At 66.1% G+C, this 19,815-nt stretch carries 19 protein-coding genes and 1 CRISPR repeat array (1 of these 20 running past the window's edge); of the genes, 10 read left to right on the top strand and 9 right to left on the bottom strand.

Going from position 1 to position 19,815, the window contains the following annotated elements; all coding sequences use genetic code 11:
* The first annotated feature begins 108 nt into the window (after window positions 1–108).
* A complete protein-coding gene (locus tag ACS8YF_RS03165) occupies window positions 109–1,086 on the top strand; it encodes an aspartate carbamoyltransferase catalytic subunit (protein WP_440848767.1) in 978 nt (325 codons plus the stop codon).
* On the opposite strand, the gene ACS8YF_RS03160 is transcribed toward ACS8YF_RS03165, so the two are convergent.
* The 6 genes from ACS8YF_RS03160 to ACS8YF_RS03135 form a co-directional block, all read right to left on the bottom strand.
* Window positions 1,053–2,132: a succinylglutamate desuccinylase/aspartoacylase family protein gene (locus tag ACS8YF_RS03160; protein WP_440848766.1), complete on the bottom strand. Its 1,080-nt coding sequence runs from the start codon at window positions 2,130–2,132 to the stop codon at window positions 1,053–1,055. The genes ACS8YF_RS03165 and ACS8YF_RS03160 overlap by 34 nt on opposite strands.
* A 113-nt stretch (window positions 2,133–2,245) precedes the next feature.
* The gene (rimK, locus tag ACS8YF_RS03155; protein WP_440848765.1) at window positions 2,246–3,151 is read right to left on the bottom strand and encodes a 30S ribosomal protein S6--L-glutamate ligase; all 906 of its coding nucleotides are present in this window, start codon (window positions 3,149–3,151) and stop codon (window positions 2,246–2,248) included.
* Between the two features lie 106 nt (window positions 3,152–3,257).
* Window positions 3,258–3,716, bottom strand: coding sequence for an ATP-dependent zinc protease family protein (locus ACS8YF_RS03150; RefSeq protein WP_440848764.1), 459 nt, complete (start codon window positions 3,714–3,716; stop codon window positions 3,258–3,260).
* Window positions 3,717–3,753: 37 nt separating this feature from the next.
* Complete coding sequence (locus tag ACS8YF_RS03145; protein WP_440848763.1) at window positions 3,754–4,836, bottom strand: PilT/PilU family type 4a pilus ATPase; 1,083 nt, start codon at window positions 4,834–4,836, stop codon at window positions 3,754–3,756.
* Window positions 4,826–6,010, bottom strand: a complete 1,185-nt coding sequence (locus ACS8YF_RS03140; protein WP_440848762.1) for a PilT/PilU family type 4a pilus ATPase — start codon at window positions 6,008–6,010, stop codon at window positions 4,826–4,828. Before ACS8YF_RS03140 ends, ACS8YF_RS03145 begins: the two co-directional genes overlap by 11 nt.
* Window positions 6,011–6,044: 34 nt before the next feature.
* Window positions 6,045–7,079, bottom strand: a complete 1,035-nt coding sequence (locus ACS8YF_RS03135; protein ID WP_440848761.1) for a type IV pilus twitching motility protein PilT — start codon at window positions 7,077–7,079, stop codon at window positions 6,045–6,047.
* A gap of 103 nt (window positions 7,080–7,182) precedes the next feature.
* Here ACS8YF_RS03135 and ACS8YF_RS03130 point away from each other — a divergent pair, with 103 nt between their 5' ends.
* From ACS8YF_RS03130 to moaCB, 5 genes are all read left to right on the top strand, one after another.
* Entirely contained in the window at window positions 7,183–7,902 is a 720-nt protein-coding gene (locus tag ACS8YF_RS03130; protein WP_440848760.1) for a YggS family pyridoxal phosphate-dependent enzyme, read from the top strand.
* Between the two features lie 78 nt (window positions 7,903–7,980).
* The gene (rpiA, locus tag ACS8YF_RS03125) at window positions 7,981–8,643 is read left to right on the top strand and encodes a ribose-5-phosphate isomerase RpiA (protein ID WP_440848759.1); all 663 of its coding nucleotides are present in this window, start codon (window positions 7,981–7,983) and stop codon (window positions 8,641–8,643) included.
* A 70-nt stretch (window positions 8,644–8,713) separates the two neighbouring features.
* Window positions 8,714–9,895, top strand: a complete 1,182-nt coding sequence (locus ACS8YF_RS03120) for an MFS transporter (protein ID WP_440848758.1) — start codon at window positions 8,714–8,716, stop codon at window positions 9,893–9,895.
* Between the two features lie 97 nt (window positions 9,896–9,992).
* The gene (locus ACS8YF_RS03115) at window positions 9,993–10,703 is read left to right on the top strand and encodes a molybdenum cofactor biosynthesis protein (protein WP_440848757.1); all 711 of its coding nucleotides are present in this window, start codon (window positions 9,993–9,995) and stop codon (window positions 10,701–10,703) included.
* A gap of 54 nt (window positions 10,704–10,757) precedes the next feature.
* On the top strand, window positions 10,758–11,675 hold the full coding sequence (moaCB, locus tag ACS8YF_RS03110) for a bifunctional molybdenum cofactor biosynthesis protein MoaC/MoaB (protein WP_440848756.1): 918 nt from the start codon (window positions 10,758–10,760) through the stop codon (window positions 11,673–11,675).
* Window positions 11,676–11,845: 170 nt separating this feature from the next.
* On the opposite strand, the gene modC is transcribed toward moaCB, so the two are convergent.
* The 3 genes from modC to modA are packed head-to-tail and all read right to left on the bottom strand — an operon-like array spanning window position 11,846 to window position 14,517.
* On the bottom strand, window positions 11,846–12,955 hold the full coding sequence (gene modC / locus ACS8YF_RS03105) for a molybdenum ABC transporter ATP-binding protein (RefSeq protein WP_440848755.1): 1,110 nt from the start codon (window positions 12,953–12,955) through the stop codon (window positions 11,846–11,848).
* Window positions 12,952–13,641 carry a molybdate ABC transporter permease subunit gene (gene modB, locus ACS8YF_RS03100; RefSeq protein WP_440848825.1) on the bottom strand — a complete coding sequence of 230 codons (690 nt, stop codon included), beginning with the start codon at window positions 13,639–13,641 and terminating at the stop codon, window positions 12,952–12,954. The genes modC and modB overlap by 4 nt, the downstream gene beginning before the upstream one ends.
* A 57-nt stretch (window positions 13,642–13,698) precedes the next feature.
* Window positions 13,699–14,517, bottom strand: coding sequence for a molybdate ABC transporter substrate-binding protein (gene modA / locus ACS8YF_RS03095; protein ID WP_440848754.1), 819 nt, complete (start codon window positions 14,515–14,517; stop codon window positions 13,699–13,701).
* A gap of 199 nt (window positions 14,518–14,716) precedes the next feature.
* Here modA and ACS8YF_RS03090 point away from each other — a divergent pair, with 199 nt between their 5' ends.
* From ACS8YF_RS03090 to ACS8YF_RS03075, 4 genes are all read left to right on the top strand, one after another.
* A complete protein-coding gene (locus ACS8YF_RS03090; RefSeq protein WP_440848753.1) occupies window positions 14,717–15,232 on the top strand; it encodes a hypothetical protein in 516 nt (171 codons plus the stop codon).
* Between the two features lie 82 nt (window positions 15,233–15,314).
* A complete protein-coding gene (locus tag ACS8YF_RS03085) occupies window positions 15,315–16,181 on the top strand; it encodes a cytochrome b/b6 domain-containing protein (RefSeq protein ID WP_440848752.1) in 867 nt (288 codons plus the stop codon).
* Window positions 16,171–16,959, top strand: a complete 789-nt coding sequence (locus ACS8YF_RS03080; protein ID WP_440848751.1) for a molybdopterin-dependent oxidoreductase — start codon at window positions 16,171–16,173, stop codon at window positions 16,957–16,959. The genes ACS8YF_RS03085 and ACS8YF_RS03080 overlap by 11 nt, the downstream gene beginning before the upstream one ends.
* 322 nt (window positions 16,960–17,281) lie before the next feature.
* Entirely contained in the window at window positions 17,282–19,141 is a 1,860-nt protein-coding gene (locus ACS8YF_RS03075; protein WP_440848750.1) for an ABC transporter ATP-binding protein, read from the top strand.
* A gap of 50 nt (window positions 19,142–19,191) precedes the next feature.
* Window positions 19,192–19,815: direct repeats of the CRISPR family, unit length 29 nt; unit sequence CGGTTCATCCCCGCGCCTGCGGGGAACGG (it continues 1,976 nt past the right edge of the window).

The following is a 19,815-nucleotide window of genomic DNA, read 5'->3' as shown; positions in this document are numbered from 1 at the left end:
AGCGATTCTTCGTGCCCGGCCGGGCCCGGCGATGCACGGGCTTCACCGGACACCCGGACGCGCTGCACCCGACCTGCCTGCCGATTGTCACGACTGCCAGAAAAGCGCATGAACACGGATATCCAGCTCGATAGCCAGGGCGGCCTTCGCCATCTGCTGACCACCGAAGGGCTGCCGAAGCTCCTGCTCGAGCGGATACTGGATACGGCGGAATCGCTGGTACCCGAAATCGGCGCGCCGCCGAAGAAAGTGCCACTGCTGCGCGGCAAGACCGTGTTCAACCTGTTCTTCGAAAACTCGACCCGAACCCGCACCACATTCGAACTGGCCGCCAAGCGTCTGTCCGCCGACGTCATCAACATGGATGTCGCCACCTCCTCGCGCACCAAGGGCGAGGACGATCTCGACACCCTGTTCACGCTCCAGGCCATGGGGGCGGACATCTTCGTGATCCGCCACCCCGACAACGGCGCCGCCGCGCGTTTCGCCGCAAACGCCGCGCCGCACGTGGCCATCATCAACGCCGGCGATGGCAGCCACGCCCATCCGACGCAGGGCCTGCTGGATGTGTTCACCATTCGCCGTCATCGGCCGGACTTCGAAAATCTCGGAATCGCCATCGTCGGCGATATCGCGCACTCGCGGGTCGCGCACTCCACCATCCACGCCCTGCGCACGCTCGGCACCACCGATATCCGCGTCATCGGGCCCGACCGCTTCCTGCCGCCGGACCCGGCCGCGCTGGGCGTGACCGCGACCACCGATATCCGCACCGGCCTGGCCGGTGCGGATATCGTCATGGGCCTGCGCATCCAGCGCGAACGCATCGAAGGCGACGCCCTGGCCGGCGTGGCCGACTATCACCACGACTTCGGCCTGACTCCGGCCAACCTGGCACACGCGGCGGAAAACGCCCTGATCATGCACCCCGGCCCAATCAATCGCGGCGTCGAGATCACGGCCGATATCGCCTACTCGGACCAGTCGCTCATCCTCGAACAGGTGCGAAACGGCATCGGCATACGCATGGCGGTGATGGCGATGATCGCGGATCAGACCAGGGGCGGCTCACCCGAAGACCCATAATCCTCGTGGTCGTCAGGCTCGTGCGCTTCCTGGTAGGCCTCGACCCGATTGGCCACTTCCTGCGCACGCTTGACCCGGGCCACGTGGTAGATCGCGTCGCCGGCGTGCGCCAGCGGTAGATAGGATCGGCCGATAACGATCCCGGCGTGCTCGGCGGTCACGGCCACTTCGTCGGCGCCGAAGGGATCGGCGACATAGGCCAGCACCTGCTCGGTCTCGACGTACTCGCCCAGTTCGACCAGGGAGCGCAGAATGCCGGACTCGGGGGCTCGCTGCCACGATGAGTCTTCGGCGACCACCGGTTTGGGCGGGCGCCTGGATACCTTGCGGCGCGGCAGCATGCCGAGATGGCGCATGACGCCGCGGATGCCGCGTACGCCGGCCCGGATCGAGAATTCATCGAAGCGGAGCGCCTCGCCGGCCTCGTAGAGCAACAGCGGCACGCCCTTGCGGTCGGCGTATTCGCGCAGCGATCCCTCGCGCAGGGAAGCGTCGATGAGCAACGGGCAGCCGAAGGCATCGGCCATGGCGCGGACGGTCGGCTGGGACAGGTCGGCCCGGATCTGTGGCAGGTTGGCGCGGTGGATGGCGCCGGTATGCAGGTCGATGCCGTAATCGGAGTGCAAGACGATCTCCTCGATGAAGACCTTCGCCAGCCGCCCCGCCACCGAGCCGTGTTCGCTGCCGGGAAACGAACGATTGAGATCGCGCCGGTCCGGCAGATAGCGCGAGTTGCGCAGGAAGCCGTGGACGTTGACGATGGGCACGACAATCAGCGTGCCGCGCAGTTGCTTGAGTTCGCGCAGGCGCAGGACCCGCCGGATGATCTCGACGCCGTTGAGTTCATCGCCGTGCACTGCGGCCGAAATGAACAATGTCGGCCCGGGCTTGCGGCTGCGAATCACGTTGACCGGCATGGTCAGCTTGGCGTGGGTGTACAGATCGGCGACCGGGATATCGATGGTCACGTTCTCGCCCGGTGGCACCGTCCGGCCGGCGATCTCCAGCGGCGCGGCGCGGGATTTTCTCTTGTGGTTGTCAGTCATGGGGCCCCGGTATCCGGCTTGCTCCACTCACGGCGTGCGGGCGACGCTGCCCAGCACACGGGCCGGCCCTGTGTCGCAGGGCGCCCCGCCGCCGGCCCGCTGCGCGGGGTTGGCTAGCCCACGCCGCGGGTGCGGGTCTTGCCACGCTTGGAGTGATTTTCGATGAAAGCGATGATCTGGCCGGCGATGTCCTTGCCGGTGGCGCCCTCGATACCTTCCAGGCCCGGCGAAGAGTTGACCTCCATCACGACCGGACCGTGGTTCGAGCGCAACAGATCCACACCGGCCACGTTCAGGCCCATGATCTTGGCGGCTCTGACCGCGGTCGAGCGTTCCTCCGGCGTGATCTTGACCACGCTGGCCGAGCCGCCGCGATGCAGGTTGGAGCGGAAATCGCCGTCCTTGCCCTGGCGTTTCATGGAGGCCACGACTTTCTCGCCGATCACAAAGCAGCGGATATCCGCGCCCCGGGCTTCCTTGACGTATTCCTGCACCAGGAAGTGGGCGTCCAGCCCGCGAAAGGCATCGATCACCGATTCCGCCGCGCCGCGCGTCTCGGTCAGCACCACCCCCTTGCCCTGGGTGCCCTCGGTGAGCTTGATCACGTAGGAATTGCCGCCGACCAGGTCGAGCAGGTCGTCGGTATCGTCCGGCGAATGCGCAAAACCGGTCACCGGTAGGCCGATGCCCTTGCGCGAGAGCAGTTGCATCGAGCGCAGCTTGTCGCGGGAGCGCGAGATCGCCACCGACTCGTTGAGCGGATAGACGCCGATCATCTCGAACTGGCGCAGCACCGCCGTGGCATAAAAGGTGATCGAGGCCCCGATACGCGGAATGATCGCGTCGATGCCTTCGAGCTTCTTGCCCTTGTAATGGATCTCCGGTGCGTGCGGCACGATGTTCATGTAGCAACGCAGGGGATCGACCACCATCACGTCGTGGCCACGCCCCTTGGCCGCCTCGCTGAGCCGGGAGGTGGAATACAGGTTCCTGTTGCGGGACATGATGGCGATCTGCATGGCTCAACCTCTCGGCCTCAAAGACTCGTGCGCGGCCCCGGTACACCCGGGGCTGCATTGGGCGAACAACCCCGCGCGACGCAACCACCGCCGGCAAGGCCCGACGCTACGCCCAGGGCGGTCGGCCGGTCAGAAACGAAACGGTCGGATCGACGCACAGCGCCGACATCGCGGTGCGCCCGACCAGCATCCGGAACAACATCGTATCGCGTGCGGTCAGCGTGATCTCGACCGGCCAGCGCCGGCCCGACATCATCAGATCGGTGGCGATGACATGCCGCCATTCGCGATGACCGCCGGAATCGCGCACATTGCGCTCATCGACGATCGGCGCCTGGCACCAGACGACGTGTTCGGTATTGCCCTGATATGGATGAACGCCGAATCGCGCGACGCGCTGGCCGTGTTCCTGCCCGGTTTCGAGCGAGAACGTGTGCAACGCCGACGTTCTCGCGCCAGTGTCGATCTTGGCCTTGATCCAGTCAATGCCCAGATCGGGCAGGCTCACCCACTCGCGCCAGCCCACATGGGTCCGGGCGGGCATCGGATTGTTGGTCTCATGCATGTCGCATCGCTCGCAGATATCGGGCCGGGCTGGCAAATCAGTGGCTTGCGAAAGCCAACCGGCTCTGAAGATTATCGCGCGAGTCGGCCTGGTCGAGGGCCTCGTCCACCGCGATATGTCCCGCCTTGACCCGAGCCAGCAACGAGTCGTCGAAGGTCACTGCGCCGCTTGCCGGGTCGGCGTCGGCCAGCGCCTCGGCGACTTTTTCCAGCCGCCCCTTGAGAATCAGGTCGGCGATGTAGGCCGTGTTCAGCAGAATTTCGTAGACGGCCACACGCCCGCCGTCCTTGCCCGCGACCAGCCGCTGGGAAACGATCGCCCGCAGGTTCATCGACAAGTCCATGTACAGCGACTCGCGCTGGGATTCGGGAAACAGCGATACCAGACGCTGCAGGCATTGATAGGCGTTGGCGGCGTGCATGGTGGCCATCGCCAAGTGCCCGGTGCCGGCCAGCTGGACACAGGCGTCGGCGGTCGCCATGTCGCGGATCTCGCCGACCTGGACCACATCGGGCGCCTCGCGCATGGCCGAGCGCAGGGCGCGGGCGAAACTGCGGGTATCCGTGCCGAGTTCGCGCTGGTTCACGATCGAGCGCTTGTGGCGGTGCATGAACTCGACCGGGTCCTCGATCGTGAGGATATGCCCGGCCGCATTCTCGTTGCGATGATTGACCATCGCCCCGAGTGTGGTCGACTTGCCCGATCCGGTCGCGCCGACCACCAGCACCAGCCCGCGCTTCAACAGCGCCAGCCGCTTGAGCACGTCCGGCATGTCGAAATCGGCCATCGTCGGCACGTTACCGATGTTGCGCAACACCATCGCCACCGAGCCGCGCTGACGGAACACGTTGACGCGAAAGCGGCCCGTGGTGCCGAAGCGAAACGCGAAATCCAGCTCGCGTTCGGTTTCGAACTCGGCCTGCTGCGCCTCGCTCATGAGCGAATACGCGAGTTTCTCGATATAGGCCGGCGTGAGCGTGTGTTCGGCCGCTGCCCGGATCGGGTAGATCTGGCCGTCGATGCGGAGGGTGACCGGGGCATGCGTGGTGAAATAGATATCCGACGCCTGCTTGTCCATCGCGAGCTGCAGGAACGCCTCGATACGGGGGTTATCGTCCACGCGGATCGCCCTCGTCGCCGCGCCGTGCGTCGTCTTCGTGATCGGCCATGGTCAGCGAGCGCACCTCCGGGTCCATCGACAGGTTCTGGCGCGCCCGGGTGCTGTTGAGCTTGATGTTCAGGCGCAGTTCGTTCTGCGAATCGGCATTGCGCAGCGCCTCGGCGAAGTCGATCAACCCCTCTTCGAACAGCTGGAACAAGTCCTGATCGAAGGTCTGCATACCCAGCTCCGTGCCGCGCGCCATGACATCGCGCAGTTCGGCGACCTTGCCCTTGAACACCAGGTCAGTCACCAGCGGCGTGTTGAGCAACACCTCGACCGCCGCGGCACGACCGCCGCCGACCTTGCGCACCAGACGCTGCGAAATGATTGCGCGCATGTTGAGCGACAGATCCATGAGCACCTGTTCGCGCTTGCCCTCATCGAAGAAATTGATCACCCGGTCGAGCGCCTGGTTGGCGTTGTTCGCATGCAGCGTGCACAGCACCAGATGCCCGGTCTCGGCGAAGTTGAGCGCGTATTCCATGGTCTCGCGCGTGCGCACCTCGCCCACCAGGATCACGTTCGGCGCCTGGCGCAGCGTGTTCTTGAGCGCGTTCTCCCAGGACTGGGTGTCCACGCCGACCTCGCGCTGGGTCACGATCGACTTGCGATGCCGATGCACGAACTCGATCGGGTCCTCGATAGTGATGATGTGGCCGGCCTGGTTGGCGTTGCGATGGCCAAGCATGGCCGCGAGCGAGGTCGATTTGCCCGAGCCGGTCGCGCCGACGAAGATCACCAGGCCGCGCTCGGCCATGACCACATCCTTGAGGATCGGCGGCAGACCCAGATCGTCGAACTCGGGGATTTCGGTATTGATCACGCGGAGCACCGCACCCACCCGGCCCTGCTGCACGAACGCCGAAACACGAAAACGCCCCGACGACGGCGAGATCGCGAACTGCGCCTCCTTGAACTCATCGAACTCGCGCGCCTGCCGATCGTTCATGAGCGATCGCACCATCAGCGCCGATTGTTCCTCGGTGAGCGGGCGCTCCATGAGCGGCGTGAGCTGGCCGTCCTTCTTGATTGCGGGCGCGAAGCCGGCGGTGATGAACAGATCCGAGCCGCCATCGGCAATCAGCCGTTCCAGCAGTACGGTCACGAGTTTGGTGGCCTGGGCGCGATCCATAAGCGGTTACTGCGAAATCAAGACAACACGGGCGTCAGATCGAATCCTTGTTGGCCGCCTTGCGGGCGGCCTCCTCGCGATCGACCATACCGCGCTGAACCAGTCGCTGCAGGCATTGATCGAGTGTCTGCATGCCGGCCTGCTGGCCGGTCTGGATCGCCGAATACATCTGTGCGGTCTTGCCCTCGCGGATCAGGTTACGGATCGCCGGCGTGCCCATCATGATCTCGTGCGCGGCCAGCCGTCCGCGCGGCTTTTTCTTGAGCAGGGTCTGCGAAATCACCGCGCGCAACGACTCCGACAGCATCGCGCGCACCATTTCCTTCTCCTCGCCGGGGAACACATCGATGATGCGATCGATGGTCTTGGCCGCGGACGAAGTATGCAGCGTACCCAGCACCAGATGCCCGGTTTCGGCCGCGGTCAAGGCCAGCCGGATGGTTTCCAGATCGCGCAGCTCGCCGACCAGGATGGTATCCGGATCCTCGCGCAGCGCGGATCTCAGCGCCGCGCTGAACGAGTGCGTATCGCGCGAGATTTCGCGCTGATTGACCAGGCACTTGCGCGAGCTGTGCACGAATTCGATCGGATCCTCGATGGTGAGGATATGCCCGAGCTCGGTTTCGTTCTTGTGATTGACCATCGCCGCCAGCGTGGTCGACTTGCCGGAGCCGGTCGGCCCGGTCACCAGCACCAGCCCGCGCGGCAACGACGCGATCTCGCGAAAGATCGGCGGCGCTTCCAGGTCCTCCAGCGACAGCACGTCCGCGGGAATGGTGCGAAACACCGCGGCCGCGCCGCGATTCTGGTTGTAGGCGTTAACGCGAAAGCGCGCCAGGCCGCTGATCTCGAACGAGAAGTCCGTTTCCAGATGTTCGTCGAAATCGCGCCGCTGGCGATCGGTCATGATGTCGTAGATGAGATCGAAGACTTCCTTGTCTTCCATCGACGGCAGGTTGATGCGGCGGATATCGCCATCCACGCGAATCATCGGCGGCAGCCCCGCCGACAGGTGCAGATCGGAGGCGCCCTGTTTGACCGAGAACGCCAGCAGCTGCGAAATATCCATGCAATGTCTCCCCGAAACGCGCGTACGTTCTTTCCCCCGCCCGCACGATACGAACACGTTATCCTACCCATATCGGCCGGCCCCTGCTGCACTGGAGAATCGAATGTCCCGAACCGCTGATTCGAGCCCCGCGGCGGGCGTCGACGTTGCCGCCCGACTGGCCGATGTCCGGCATCGCATCGACCAGGCCGCGGCACGCTTCGATCGCGACCCCGCCACCATTCATCTGGTGGCGATCAGCAAGACCAAGCCGGCGGCGATGGTCGCAGCCGCCGTCGAGGCCGGGCAACGCGACTTCGGCGAGAATTACCTTCAGGATGCGCTGCCCAAGATCGAAACCCTGGCCGACCGTGACATCGCCTGGCATTTTGTCGGCGACATCCAATCCAACAAGACCCGCGACATCGCCGCCCACTTCGCCTGGGCGCACGCGGTGGATCGCTTCAAGATCGCACGCCGCCTGTCCGAACAGCGCCCCCAGGGCGCCGCGCCGCTCAACGTCTGCATTCAGGTGAATATCGACGCCGAAGCCAGCAAGTCCGGCCTCGCGCCCGATGCGGTTGCCGAGCTGGCGGACCGGATGGCCGAGCTGCCCGGCATTCGGCTGCGCGGGTTGATGGCGTTGCCGGCGGCCACCGACGATTTCGCGGCCCAGCGCCGACCGTTCGCCGCGCTGCGTGCATTACACGACGATCTGAACACGCGCGGCCATACGCTGGATGTGCTGTCGATGGGCATGAGCGCCGACATGGAGGCCGCCATCGCCGAAGGCGCGACGCATGTACGCATCGGCACCGCCATCTTCGGCCCGCGCGACCGCTGAACGCCGAGCCGTTCGAACGATTTATACCGACGCCGTTGCGGGCTACACTGCACCTCGTTACCGAACCCGGCCATCGATATGAATTCCAGCGACCAAGCCAAGCGCGCCGCGGCCGAAGCGGCCTATGAGTTTCTCGTCGAGGACGATTACATCGGCATCGGCACCGGCACCACGGTCAATCACTTCATCGACGTGATGGCCGAGCGCAAACCCTCGATCCGGGCCTGTGTATCGAGCTCCGAGGCCACCAGCGCGAAACTCAAGAAGGCGGGTTTCGAGATCGAGGAGCTCAACGACACCGGTAATCTGCCGGTCTATTTCGACGGCGCGGACGAAATCAACAAGCATTTCGAGATGATCAAGGGCGGCGGCGGTGCGCTCACCCGCGAGAAGATCATCGCCAGCGTATCGCGGCGCTTTGTGTGCATGGTCGACGAATCCAAGCGGGTCGATCCGCTCGGCAACTTCCCGCTCCCGGTCGAGGTGATCGAAATGGGCCGCAGCGCGGTGGCACGCCAGCTCGTCAAGCTCGGTGGCTCGCCGGAACTGCGCCCGAACGTGCGCAGCGACAACGGCAACCCGATCCTGGATGTCTATAACCTGGACCTGTCCAACGCCATCGCGATGGAAGACAAGATCAACGCCATCCCCGGCGTGGTCACGGTCGGCCTGTTCGCGCGCCGCCCGGCCGACGTGCTGATCGTCGCCGGCAAGCACGGCGTGGAAACGCTGACGCGCTGATTTCACTCCGACGCGCCGGCCGGCCCGATCGCGCCCGGCACGGCCCGCGTCCACAACCGTAACGCTATTCGTGACCCACTCCCGGCAAATCGCGCTGACGCCGTCGGCGCCGCTCGTGCAACTCATGGCCGTGGCCTGCGGGCTGGCCGTCGCCAACATCTATTACGCCCAACCATTGCTGGCCCTGCTCACTCGCAGTTTCGGCATCACCAGCAGCACCGCGTCGCTAATCGTCACGGTCACCCAGATCGGCTACGCCGCGGGCCTGGTTTTCATCGTGCCGCTGGGCGACCAGCTCGACCGGCGCCGATTGATCGCCTGGGTCGCCGCCGGCACCGGTGCCGCGTCCGTCGCGGCCATGATCAGCCCCGGTATAGGCTGGTTCGTGGCGTCGAGCTTTTTCATCGGGCTGACCGCGACCTGCGCCCAGATCATGGTGCCGATGGCCGCGCATCTGGCGGCCGAGGCCAAGCGCGGCGCCGTGGTCGGCCGCGTGATGAGCGGTTTGTTGATCGGCATTCTGCTGGCGCGGGCGTTCTCCGGCATCGTGGCCGACGCCGCGGGCTGGCGCGCCGTGTTCGGGATCGCGGCCGTGCTCATGTTCGGGCTGGCCGGGGTGCTCTATCGCGCGCTGCCGGCCGAGGCGGCCCCGGCATCGCGTCCGTCCTATGGCGCCACCCTGCTGTCGGTGGCCCGGCTTCTGGCCGAGGAACCGGTCCTGCGCCGGCGTATCGTCTATGGCGGCTGCGGCTTCGCCGGTTTCACCATCGTCTGGACCGCGCTGCCCTTCCTGCTCGCCAACGCGCCCTATCACTACAGCGAAACCCTGATCGGGCTGTTCAGCCTGCTCGGGGCCGCGGGCGCGCTGGGCGCCAATGCCGCCGGCCGGCTGCACGACAGCGGGCTCGGCCAGCGCGCCGTCGCCGGTTTCATGCTGGCGGCCATCGTGTCGTTCGCGGGCATGGGGCTGTTCAGCACCCACCTCGTCGCGATCATGCTCGGGCTGTTCTTCATGGACCTGGGCGTGCAGGGCGTGCAGATTCTCAACCAGAGCACGATCTACGCGCTGCGGCCGGAGGCCCGAAGCCGCATCACCACCGCCTACATGAGCTGCTTCTTCGTCGCGGGTGCCGTCGGCTCCGCGCTGGCGGGCGTGAGTTACCAGTTCGGCGGCTGGCCGGGCACCATGGCGGTCGCCGGGTTGCTGGAAACCACCGCGCTCGTGTTCTGGATGACCGAACGTGCGCCTTGAAAGCATCGCACCACCGGTTGCGCCCCGCGTCGCAGACCCTCATTTTGGCCGATGCGACGGTCGGCCCGCACACCGGCAAGGATAAGGACAGACCGCTATGGCCGAAACCATCGACGTTTTTCTGGAATGCCACGGCGCGCTGAGCGAGCACATGGGCGGCGACATGGTCGAGCTCGGGCTGGACGCGCCGCATACCATCGATCATCTCCTGGCCTGTGCCCGGACCCGGTGGCCGGAAGCGGCCGGACTGCTGTCGCGCACGGCCTGTGCGCGCGACGATGCGCTGCTGCCGCCCGAGACGGAAGTCGGGGCGGGCGACCGCATCGCGTTGATTCCGCCGGTCTCCGGCGGCGCGCCCGCCAGCGAGCCATCATCGCATCTGACCGCGGCCCCGCTCGATCTCGACGCACTCATGGCCGAAACCGAAGACGCACGCTGCGGCGCGCTGGTGGTGTTCGGCGGTACCGTGCGGCTGACCAACGCGGGCCGCACGGTCGAATCGATGGACTACTCCGCCTACGGGCCGCTCGCCGCGCGCACCATGGCCGACATCGAACGCGAAACCATGGACGCCTTCGATATTCATGCCTGCCGGCTGCAGCATCGCACCGGCCGTCTCGGCCTCGGCGAGATGAGCGTCTACGTCGTAGTGCGCGCGGTGCATCGCGCGCCGGCCTTCGATGCCGCGCGATTTGCCCTGGAACAGCTCAAGGCCCGCGTCGCCGTATGGAAGAACGAATACTATAGCGACGGCACGCATGCCTATCTGGAAGGCACCGAAGTGCCCCACCCCGAGCGGCCGCGCTGAGCCGGCCCGCCGGCCCCAGCCCTGGCTCGTTATCGACCCCGAGGATCGCAGCCTGTGAAAAACGTAGGCATGAAACCCGACACCCTGCGCTCGGCCGTGGCCGCAGCGCGCTTTTATGCGCCCCAGCATTGCCTGCAGCGCATCGCCTCGCGCGACACCGAAAAAGGCGACCCCCAGGCCTCGGCCCGCATCGCCGGCATTCTCGCGGCCAAGCGCACCGACGAACTGCTGCCGCTGTGCCATCCCCTGCCGATTCATGCCGCCGAGGTGCATTTCGCCATCGAGGCCGATCACGTGGCGATCGAGGCCGAAGTGCATACCATCGGCCCCACCGGTGTCGAAATGGAAGCGCTGACCGCGGCGAGCATGGCCGCGCTGACGCTCTACGACATGCTCAAGCCCTATGCCGAACCGGCGCAGCTGCGCATCGGTGATACCCATCTCCTGGAAAAACAGGGTGGCAAGAGCCATTATTCGCGCCGGCTCAAGACCGCCCTGCCCGCCACCGTACTCATGGTCTCCACCCCGGTCGCCGATGGCCACAAGAGCGATGCGGCCGGGCGCAGCGTGGCCGACGGCCTCACCCAGGCCGGTTTCGACCCGATCGACTATCGCGTGCTGCGCGACGACCCCGGCGCCGTGGATGCCACGATCAACGAAGCCGTCTCCTGGGAGACCCCGCTGATCGTGACCGTGGGCGGTACCGGCATCGGGCCGAAGGACAAGGTCGTCGAAACGGTCGAGCCGAAACTGACCACGCCCATGCCGGGCCTGATGGAAGCCGCTCGCGCCTTCGGCCTGAAGCGCACGCCCTACGCCGCGCTCTCACGCGGGGTTGCCGGCTTCATCGGATCGAGCCTGACCCTCACATTCCCCGGCAGCCGCGCCGGCGCCGAGGAAACGCTGGCCGCCGTACTGCCCAGCCTGATCCATATCGTGGAAATTCATCGGCGGTTCGCGGGCAAGAGCTGAGTCGCATGGTCCGCCGCCACGATCGACTTCGGCCGCCCCGATGAGCCCGTGTCGGATGACGCGGGTTGCGCTAATCCGACAACACTCAACCCGACCCTCGCCGCACGCCGGTCAATTATTGGGTTTGGCCGGCAAAATGGCGTCGCCGCCACGGACAGGCGCGCGAACCGCTACAGCCCACCCAGCCGTTGCCAGGCTTGTTCGGCCAGCGCCAGCGACTTGATCACGGCGTGCAGCGTCTGGCCCGGCTGCGGGTCGAGCACGGCCGCCGAGCGGCGCGTGATGCGCGCGTCGAGACGCTGGCCATCGATATCGAGCACCACGTCCACGGCGTAATCGTTGTCGTCCGGATGCACGCCGATGACCACACCGGCCAGCTGGTTGAGCGCGCTGGTCTGCTCGGGCGGCTTGCAGGCCAGGATTACGTCGCGCGCGCGCACGTGCACGGTCACCGATTCGCCCACGCGATGCTCGGTCAACTGTGGCACATACAGTTTCTGGTGCGGGCAGGCCAGCACACTCAACCCATATTCGGTTTCGTGCGAAACAAGCCGCGCGTTGAGCAAAACACCCGCCGCGGGGCCGGCGTCTTCGCCGAGCAGGTCCGGCCTTGCCAGGAACTCCGCGGTGGCGCCGGAAAACACGATCCGACCATCGCGGATCGCGGCGACATGCCGATTGGCCAGGCGCAGCAGCTCGTCGAGCTGGTGGCTGACGAACACGATCGGCAGGGCACTTTCGGCGCTGAGCCGTTCGATATAAGGCAGCACTTCGCGTTTGCGCGGCGCGTCCAGCGAGGCCAGCGGCTCATCCAGCAGCAACAGATCGGGATCGGACAACAGCGCCCGGCCGATCGCCACACGCTGGCTCTCGCCGCCGGACAGATCGCGCGTGCGCCGGGCCAGCAGATGGCCGATGTCGAGCATGCCCACCACCTGATCGAAGCGGGCCCGGCTCGGCCGCTGCCGGCTGAACCAGCCGCCATAATCCAGGTTGTGCCGCACGTTGAAATGTGGGAACAGCCGCGACTGCTGGAAAACCACGCCGATGCGCCGCCGATGCGCCGGCACGTGCAGACCGCGGGCACTGTCGAACACACAGCGCCCGGCGATCTCGATGCGCCCGGCGTCGGGCCGGGCCAGCCCCGAGATCACCCGCAGCAACGAGCTCTTGCCCGCGCCCGATGGGCCGAACAACCCCACTACCCGCGCGTTGGATTCCAGTTCGCACGCCAGCTCGAAATCGCCCTGGCGCAGGCGCACGTCGAGCGACAACGTCATGCCTGCAACCGTTTAACACGCCGCGCGATCAGCTCGGAGGCCACCAGCGCACCGAGCGACACCACCACCGAAATCACGATCAGCTGTGCGGCCTGCCCTTCGCCGCCCGGCACCTGGATGAAGGTATAGATGGCCAGCGGTAGCGTGCGCGTCTCGCCCGGAATATTCGAGGCAAAAGTAATGGTGGCGCCGAACTCGCCAAGCGCACGCGCGAACGCCAGCACCAGACCGGCAATCACGCCCGGCAGGGCCAGCGGCACGGTCACGGTCAGCCAGACCAGAATCGGCCGGGCGCCGAGCGTGGCCGCGGCGGCCTCCACGCGCGGGTCGATCGCCTCCAGCGACAGCCGGATCGGGCGCACCATCAAGGGAAAGCCCATAATACCGCCGGCCAGCGCCGCACCCGTCCAGTGGAAGGCAAAAACCAGCCCCAGATGCTCGGCCAACCAGCCGCCGATCAGGCCACGCCGCCCCAGCACGATCAGCAACAGATAACCGGTCACCACCGGCGGCAGCACCAGCGGCAGATGCACCAGGGCGTCCACCGCCATCTTCAACCGCGAACGCGAGCGTGCCAGAAACCAGGCCACGACCAGCGCCAGCGGCAAGCTGAAGGCGACCGCCGTGCCGGCCACCCTCAGGCTGAGTTCAAGAACCTGGAGTTGATTGGCGTCGAGCACGCATATCCTCGGATCGGGTCATACCGGCTGGCCCGCCAAACCCGGCGTCGTAACCACCGCTTACTAGCCGGCAACCACCTTGAAACCCCAGCGCTTGAATATCGTCGCCGCCGTATCCGATTTCAGAAAGGCCAGGAAATCGGCATCCTGCGAATTGTGGCTGTCGGCGGTGGCGGCGGCCGGATAGATGATCGGCTTGTGGCTCGCCGGCGGAAAGGTATCCACCACACGCACGCCCTTGTCGGCGACCGCGTCGGACGCATACACCACACCCAGCGGCGACTCCCCGCGCGACACCAGCGCCAGCGCGGCACGCACGTCGTCGCCCTGGGCGATATGGCCCTGCATCCGCGACCACACACCCAGCCATTGCAGCGCATGCTTGCCATAGATGCCGGCCGGCACGGCGTCGGTATTGGCCATCGCCAGATAATTGCTCTTGCCGAGCTTGGCCAACAGATCGACGTGTTTTTTCAGCGTGACCTGTACATCGCTGCTCTTCGGCGCCACCAGCACCAGCGAGTTGCCCAGCAGATTGTAGCGGCTGGATTTGTCGATCAGCCCGTCGGCGGCCAGCTTGTTCATCCACTGCTGGTTGGCCGAAACATACACGTCGGCCGGCGCCCCGGCCTCGATCTGACGGGCCAGCGTGGAACTGCCCGCGTAGCTCACCTTCACATCGGCGCCGTCGTGGCTCTTGTCATAGGCCTGGGCCACGCCGTCCATCGCGTTCTTCAGGCTGGCCGCCGCGAACACGATCAGCGGCTTATCCTGTGTTTTCGCGCCCTCGGCCCAGGCAGACTGGGCGAGACCCGCGGCCGCCAGCGCCACGACGGCCAGGGCCAAAAGCCCCCGCCGCACTATCCCTTCATGAATATGCATCGATCGTTTTCCGATTGGGTAGAGCCGAACCCGGTGCGAACGCGCGCACGACAGGCCATGAACGATATATACGCTACTACATAGCGATGGCATCGCAAAGACCATTGAAACTTCAGCGCGCCAAACCGGTCTGAACAGTCAGGGCCAGCCCGGGCCTGAGTTGCCCGCGCGCCCCACCCGTTCGACCCAGGAGCCCGTCATGCCGATTCGCCCGACACGTGCCCACCCGCCAGCGCGGCTGCCCATCGTCGCGGCGCTGGCCGCGCTCGCCGTGGCCGCCCCGGCGTTCGCCCAGACCACCACCGGCCCCGGCGACCAGGCGTCGCCGGACGGTAACGCCCAGTCGCCGCAACCCATCCAGAGCACCGTATTGAATACGGGCGACCAGGGCACCGCGGGCAGCACCGAGCCGTCGGCGTCGAACGCCAACGGCAACGCCGCTGCGCCCTCGCAGTCATTGCCCGAGCCCAAACCCGGCGACTACGGCGCCGCCAACTTCAACGCCCCGAGCGATGTGCAGCTGGCTCAGTTCATCGCCACCCATCAGCCGCCGTCCGACAATTCCAGCAATGCCGACAACGACGGCAACGGCACCGCCGCATCGAACAGCGACACAACCACGCAGACCATGGGCGCGACCGCTGCAGCGAACGGCCACAACGGCATGCCGGCCACCGCGACCGGCTCGACCCCAAACGCCAACAATATGAACTGAGGTCGACTGCCTGAAACAATTGCATCCCCGCCGCGCGCGACGCCGTATACTGATCCCCAAGTACTCCGCAACCGGCTTCGTCATGGCGAAGGGCTTTGAATCGACGGCCCGTGCCTCCGGCGTGATCCGCCGCCACGGCTGGGCCACCCGGCTCTGGCACTGGATGAACGCGGTGTGCCTGCTTGTGCTGCTCATGAGCGGGCTACAGATATTCAATGCGCACCCGGCGCTTTACTGGGGCCACGGGTCAGACTTCGGCCACCCCTTCCTGTCGATCGGCGCACAGCGCGACGCCAGCGGCGACCCGATGGGTTACGTGAATATCGAGGGGCTGCAGATCCCCACCACCGGCGTGCTCGGCTGGTCGCGTGTCGACGGCCAGATGCAGGCCCGCGCCTTTCCCGCCTGGGCCACGCTGCCCGGTCAGCAATGGCTGTCGCTCGGCCGGCAATGGCATTTCACCGCCGCCTGGGTATTTGGCGTAATGCTCGTGCTGTATCTGATCTATTCCATCTTCAGCCGCCGCCGGCGACGGTTGATCGGCATCCACCGCGGCGAGATGAGCCGGTTCGGGCATGAAGTGGCCGAACACGCGAAATTCCGTTTTCCGCGGGTCCGCGATTACAACATCATCCAGAAGCTGACCTATCTGCTCGTTTTGTTCGGGCTGTTGCCGCTGATGGTGCTCACAGGGCTGACGATGTCGCCGACCATGGACGCGGCCTGGCCGTGGTTGACGTATGTGTTCGGCGGCCACCAGAGCGCCCGCACCCTCCACTTCCTGTGCGCTTTCGCGCTGGTGGGCTTTTTCATCGTCCACCTGGCGCTCGTGCTCGTCTCCGGCGTGGTAAACAACATGCGCGCGATGATCACCGGCGGCTACAAGCTAGACGAGCCGCCTGCAACCGAAGCCGCGCCCGGCCGCGAGGATACTGATCATGTCGCATGACGACCGCCACACAGGGCGACCGAGCCAGGCCCGCCGCCGTATCCTGACCGGGCTGAGCGCGCTTGGCGCCGCCGGCATGCTCTCCGGCTGCGACTGGACCCACAGCCAGTCAGTGCGCAATTTCCTCGGCCGCACCGAGAAACTCACCCAGGCCGCCCAGCGTCTGGTCGCCTCGCGCGCATCGCTGGCACGGGAATACAGTCCGAGCGACATTGCGCCGACGTTCAAATCCAACGGCACGATCAATCCGCAAAGCGCGGCCTACCGGCAACTCGTCGCCACCCACTTCGCCAACTACCGGCTCGACATTCACGGCCTGGTGGCGCAGCCGGCGTCCTTCTCGCTCGCCGAGCTCAAGGCCATGCCCTCGCGCACCCAGATCACCCGTCACGACTGCGTCGAGGGCTGGTCGTGCATCGGCCAATGGACCGGCGTGGTGCTCGGCCACCTGCTGGAGCGCGTGCGGCCGACGGACAACGCCCGCTTCGTGGTCTTCCACTGCGCCGACCACCTTTACGGCTCGCCGCAGCCCTACTACGAAAGCCTCGACATGATCGAAGCCCGGCACCCGCAGACGATTCTGGCCTACGGCCTGAACGGCGCCGACCTGCCGGTGGCCAACGGCGCCCCCATCCGCCTGCGCGCCGAACGCCAACTCGGCTATAAAATGGCCAAGTACGTGATGCACATCGAACTGGTCGACAGCTTCGCCCATATCCAGGGCGGCCACGGCGGTTATTGGGAAGATCGCGGCTACGACTGGTGGGCCGGCGTCTGAAACAGGCGCCGGCCCAAGCGAAACCGTAGCCGATGGCGGCTTCGATAAAGCGCCCGCTGTCAGCCTACGCCCTTCGGCCCAGGCCGACCTACAGATCACGGCAAGCACCTTGCTTTTGTCGGTCGGATTAGCCAACGGCGTAATCCGACAGCCGCGCCCCGTGCGTCACCAGTCGCCACCATACGCCGCCCCAAGCCGCAGGTCGGCACCGGATCGCACGCCCCGCCGTGCCTGGCCTCGCCGCTATCGAAGCCGATGCGCAACGCGGTTAGACTACGTCGCCTTGCCTGCCGACGCCGCCGCCCTCGCGACCGACCCGCCCATGTTCCAGTTCTTCGAACGGCTCGTCGATCCGTTTCCCGACGACGACCGTACGCCGCCCGAGACCAGCATCCCGCGTTTCATCGCCTTCTACGCGCGGCCGGTGTGGAAGCTGCTGATCGCAACCGCCGTGCTTACCGCGGCGTCCTCGATCATCGAGGTATCGCTGTACGGTTTTCTCGGCCATATCGTCGATTGGTTCTCGACCAGCGACCGCACGCATTTCATCGCCGATAACGCCTGGCCGCTCGTCGGCATGGCAATCGTTGTGCTGGTACTGCTGCCCGCGCTGGTCTTCGGCCAGGGGCTGACCACCTTCCAGGCGATGGCACCGAATGTGCCCATGCGCTTTCGCTGGCAGGTCCACCGCTGGCTGCTGGACCAATCGCTGACATATTTCCAGGACGATTTCGCCGGCCGCATCGCCTCCAAGATGATGCAAACCGCCCTGGCCATCCGCGAAGTGATGATGAAGTTCGTGGACGTCTTGCTCTACGTGGCGGTCTATTTCGGCGGCGTCGTCATCATGGTGGCCGGCGCGGACTGGCGGCTCGCGCTGCCGTTCGGCGGCTGGCTGATCGGCTATATCACACTACTCAAGTATTTCCTGCCGCGCCTGCAGGCGATCGCCGAAGCCCAGGCCAACGCCCGCGCCGAGATGACCGGGCGCGTGGTCGATGCCTATACCAACATCGGCACGGTGAAACTGTTCGCCCATACCGAGCGCGAATCCGACTACGCACGGGCCAGCATGTCGTCGTTCCTGTCGACCGTGTACACCCAGATGCGGCGCATCAACGGCTTCTACGCCAGCCTGTATCTATTGAACGCCCTGCTGCTGTTCGCCGTCACCGGGCTGGGCATTGTGTTCTGGAGCGAGCGCGCGATCACCGCCGGCGCGGTCGCCACCGCTGTCGGGCTGGTTTTGCAGATCAACGGCATGAGCCAGTGGATCATGTGGGAAGTGTCCAACCTGTTCGAGCACATCGGCACCATCCGCGACGGCATGGGCAGCTTCACCCGCAACCGGGCGATCGTCGACGCCCCGGACGCGCGCCCGCTACAGGTCGCCCACGGCGCGATTGCCTTCGAGGATGTCTCCTTCCATTACGGCCGCAACGACGCCGGTATCATCTCCAACTTCTCGCTGTCGATCGCGCCGGGCGAAAAAATCGGGCTCGTGGGGCGCTCCGGTGCCGGCAAGTCCACCCTGCTCGCACTGCTGCTGCGCTTCCACGAACCCGAGAACGGCCGTATCACCATCGACGGCCAGGACATCACCGGCGTCACCCAGGCCTCGCTGCGCGAAGCGATCGGCATGGTCACCCAGGACACCGCCCTGCTGCACCGCTCGATCGCCGACAACATCCGCTACGGCCGGCCCGACGCCACCGACGCCGAACTCCGGGCCGCGATCGACGCGGCCCATGCCGGGTTCGTCCACGACCTGACCGACAACAAGGGCCGCCGCGGACTCGACGCCCACGTTGGCGAACGCGGCGTGAAACTCTCCGGCGGCCAGCGCCAGCGCGTCGCACTCGCCCGCGTCATGCTCAAGAACGCCCCCATCCTGCTGCTCGACGAAGCCACCGCCGCACTGGATTCCGAAATCGAAGCCGCCATCACCGAAAACCTGCACACCATCATGCAAGGCAAGACCGTGATCGCCGTCGCCCATCGACTATCCACCATCGCCGAACTCGACCGTCTGGTAGTGATCGACCGCGGCGCCATCGTCGAAACCGGCACCCATGACGAACTGATCGCGCGCAACGGCCTGTACGCGCGCCTGTGGGCCATGCAGTCGGGCGGGTTTCTGGGGGCAGCATCCGGCGTAAGCGCAAAGAACGCAGCGCACTAATCCACGAGTTCCAAACTATCTTTCAGCACGCGCGCCGCCGTGCGCACGGTTGGTTCATCCCCGCGCCTGCGGGGAACGGGGGCACAAAGAACCGGTAAATCGACTCGATACCGGTTCATCCCCGCGCCTGCGGGGAACGGGGTTCTACCTATAGTTGACCTATAGGGGGAACCGGTTCATCCCCGCGCCTGCGGGGAACGGTGCGCCGCGGGCGCGTTCGTCTTGCCCGCGTTCGGTTCATCCCCGCGCCTGCGGGGAACGGTGGGCCGAGATACGACCCGTTCTGGAGGAGTTCGGTTCATCCCCGCGCCTGCGGGGAACGGGGTTAGTCGTCGTTGCCGAAGTTCTTGATCTGCGGTTCATCCCCGCGCCTGCGGGGAACGGGCTCTGGACGGCTCCTGCAGCGGCCTGCAGCACGGTTCATCCCCGCGCCTGCGGGGAACGGATGGTGGTGTTCTCGACCTCTGGGCCGCCGAGCGGTTCATCCCCGCGCCTGCGGGGAACGGGCTGCAGCCGCGCGAGCTGTTCCGTGCCCAGGGCGGTTCATCCCCGCGCCTGCGGGGAACGGCCCACCTACTAGCGGCGCTGGCGGCGGTACATCGGTTCATCCCCGCGCCTGCGGGGAACGGGCCTTTTCCCAGCGCCTCAACCTCCGTCTGGGCGGTTCATCCCCG

Origin of the sequence: Salinisphaera sp. SWV1 (genome assembly GCF_052044155.1) — a bacterium.
GTDB lineage: Bacteria > Pseudomonadota > Gammaproteobacteria > Nevskiales > Salinisphaeraceae > Salinisphaera.
Note: the sequence above shows the minus strand (reverse complement) of the source record. Positions and strands in the feature narration are given on the sequence as shown.

Bases quoted from the DNA above. Each gene is read 5' to 3' on its own strand.
- ACS8YF_RS03130 (WP_440848760.1), top strand. From the start codon at position 7,183: ATGTCCCGAACCGCTGATTCGAGCCCCGCGGCGGGCGTCGACGTTGCC.
- rpiA (WP_440848759.1), top strand. From the start codon at position 7,981: ATGAATTCCAGCGACCAAGCCAAGCGCGCCGCGGCCGAAGCGGCCTAT.
- ACS8YF_RS03140 (WP_440848762.1), bottom strand. From the start codon at position 6,010: ATGGATCGCGCCCAGGCCACCAAACTCGTGACCGTACTGCTGGAACGG.
- modC (WP_440848755.1), bottom strand. From the start codon at position 12,955: ATGACGTTGTCGCTCGACGTGCGCCTGCGCCAGGGCGATTTCGAGCTG.
- ACS8YF_RS03080 (WP_440848751.1), top strand. From the start codon at position 16,171: ATGTCGCATGACGACCGCCACACAGGGCGACCGAGCCAGGCCCGCCGC.
- ACS8YF_RS03090 (WP_440848753.1), top strand. From the start codon at position 14,717: ATGCCGATTCGCCCGACACGTGCCCACCCGCCAGCGCGGCTGCCCATC.
- ACS8YF_RS03115 (WP_440848757.1), top strand. From the start codon at position 9,993: ATGGCCGAAACCATCGACGTTTTTCTGGAATGCCACGGCGCGCTGAGC.
- ACS8YF_RS03085 (WP_440848752.1), top strand. From the start codon at position 15,315: ATGGCGAAGGGCTTTGAATCGACGGCCCGTGCCTCCGGCGTGATCCGC.
- ACS8YF_RS03160 (WP_440848766.1), bottom strand. From the start codon at position 2,132: ATGACTGACAACCACAAGAGAAAATCCCGCGCCGCGCCGCTGGAGATC.
- modA (WP_440848754.1), bottom strand. From the start codon at position 14,517: ATGCATATTCATGAAGGGATAGTGCGGCGGGGGCTTTTGGCCCTGGCC.
- ACS8YF_RS03165 (WP_440848767.1), top strand. From the start codon at position 109: ATGAACACGGATATCCAGCTCGATAGCCAGGGCGGCCTTCGCCATCTG.
- ACS8YF_RS03150 (WP_440848764.1), bottom strand. From the start codon at position 3,716: ATGCATGAGACCAACAATCCGATGCCCGCCCGGACCCATGTGGGCTGG.
- ACS8YF_RS03135 (WP_440848761.1), bottom strand. From the start codon at position 7,079: ATGGATATTTCGCAGCTGCTGGCGTTCTCGGTCAAACAGGGCGCCTCC.
- rimK (WP_440848765.1), bottom strand. From the start codon at position 3,151: ATGCAGATCGCCATCATGTCCCGCAACAGGAACCTGTATTCCACCTCC.
- ACS8YF_RS03075 (WP_440848750.1), top strand. From the start codon at position 17,282: ATGTTCCAGTTCTTCGAACGGCTCGTCGATCCGTTTCCCGACGACGAC.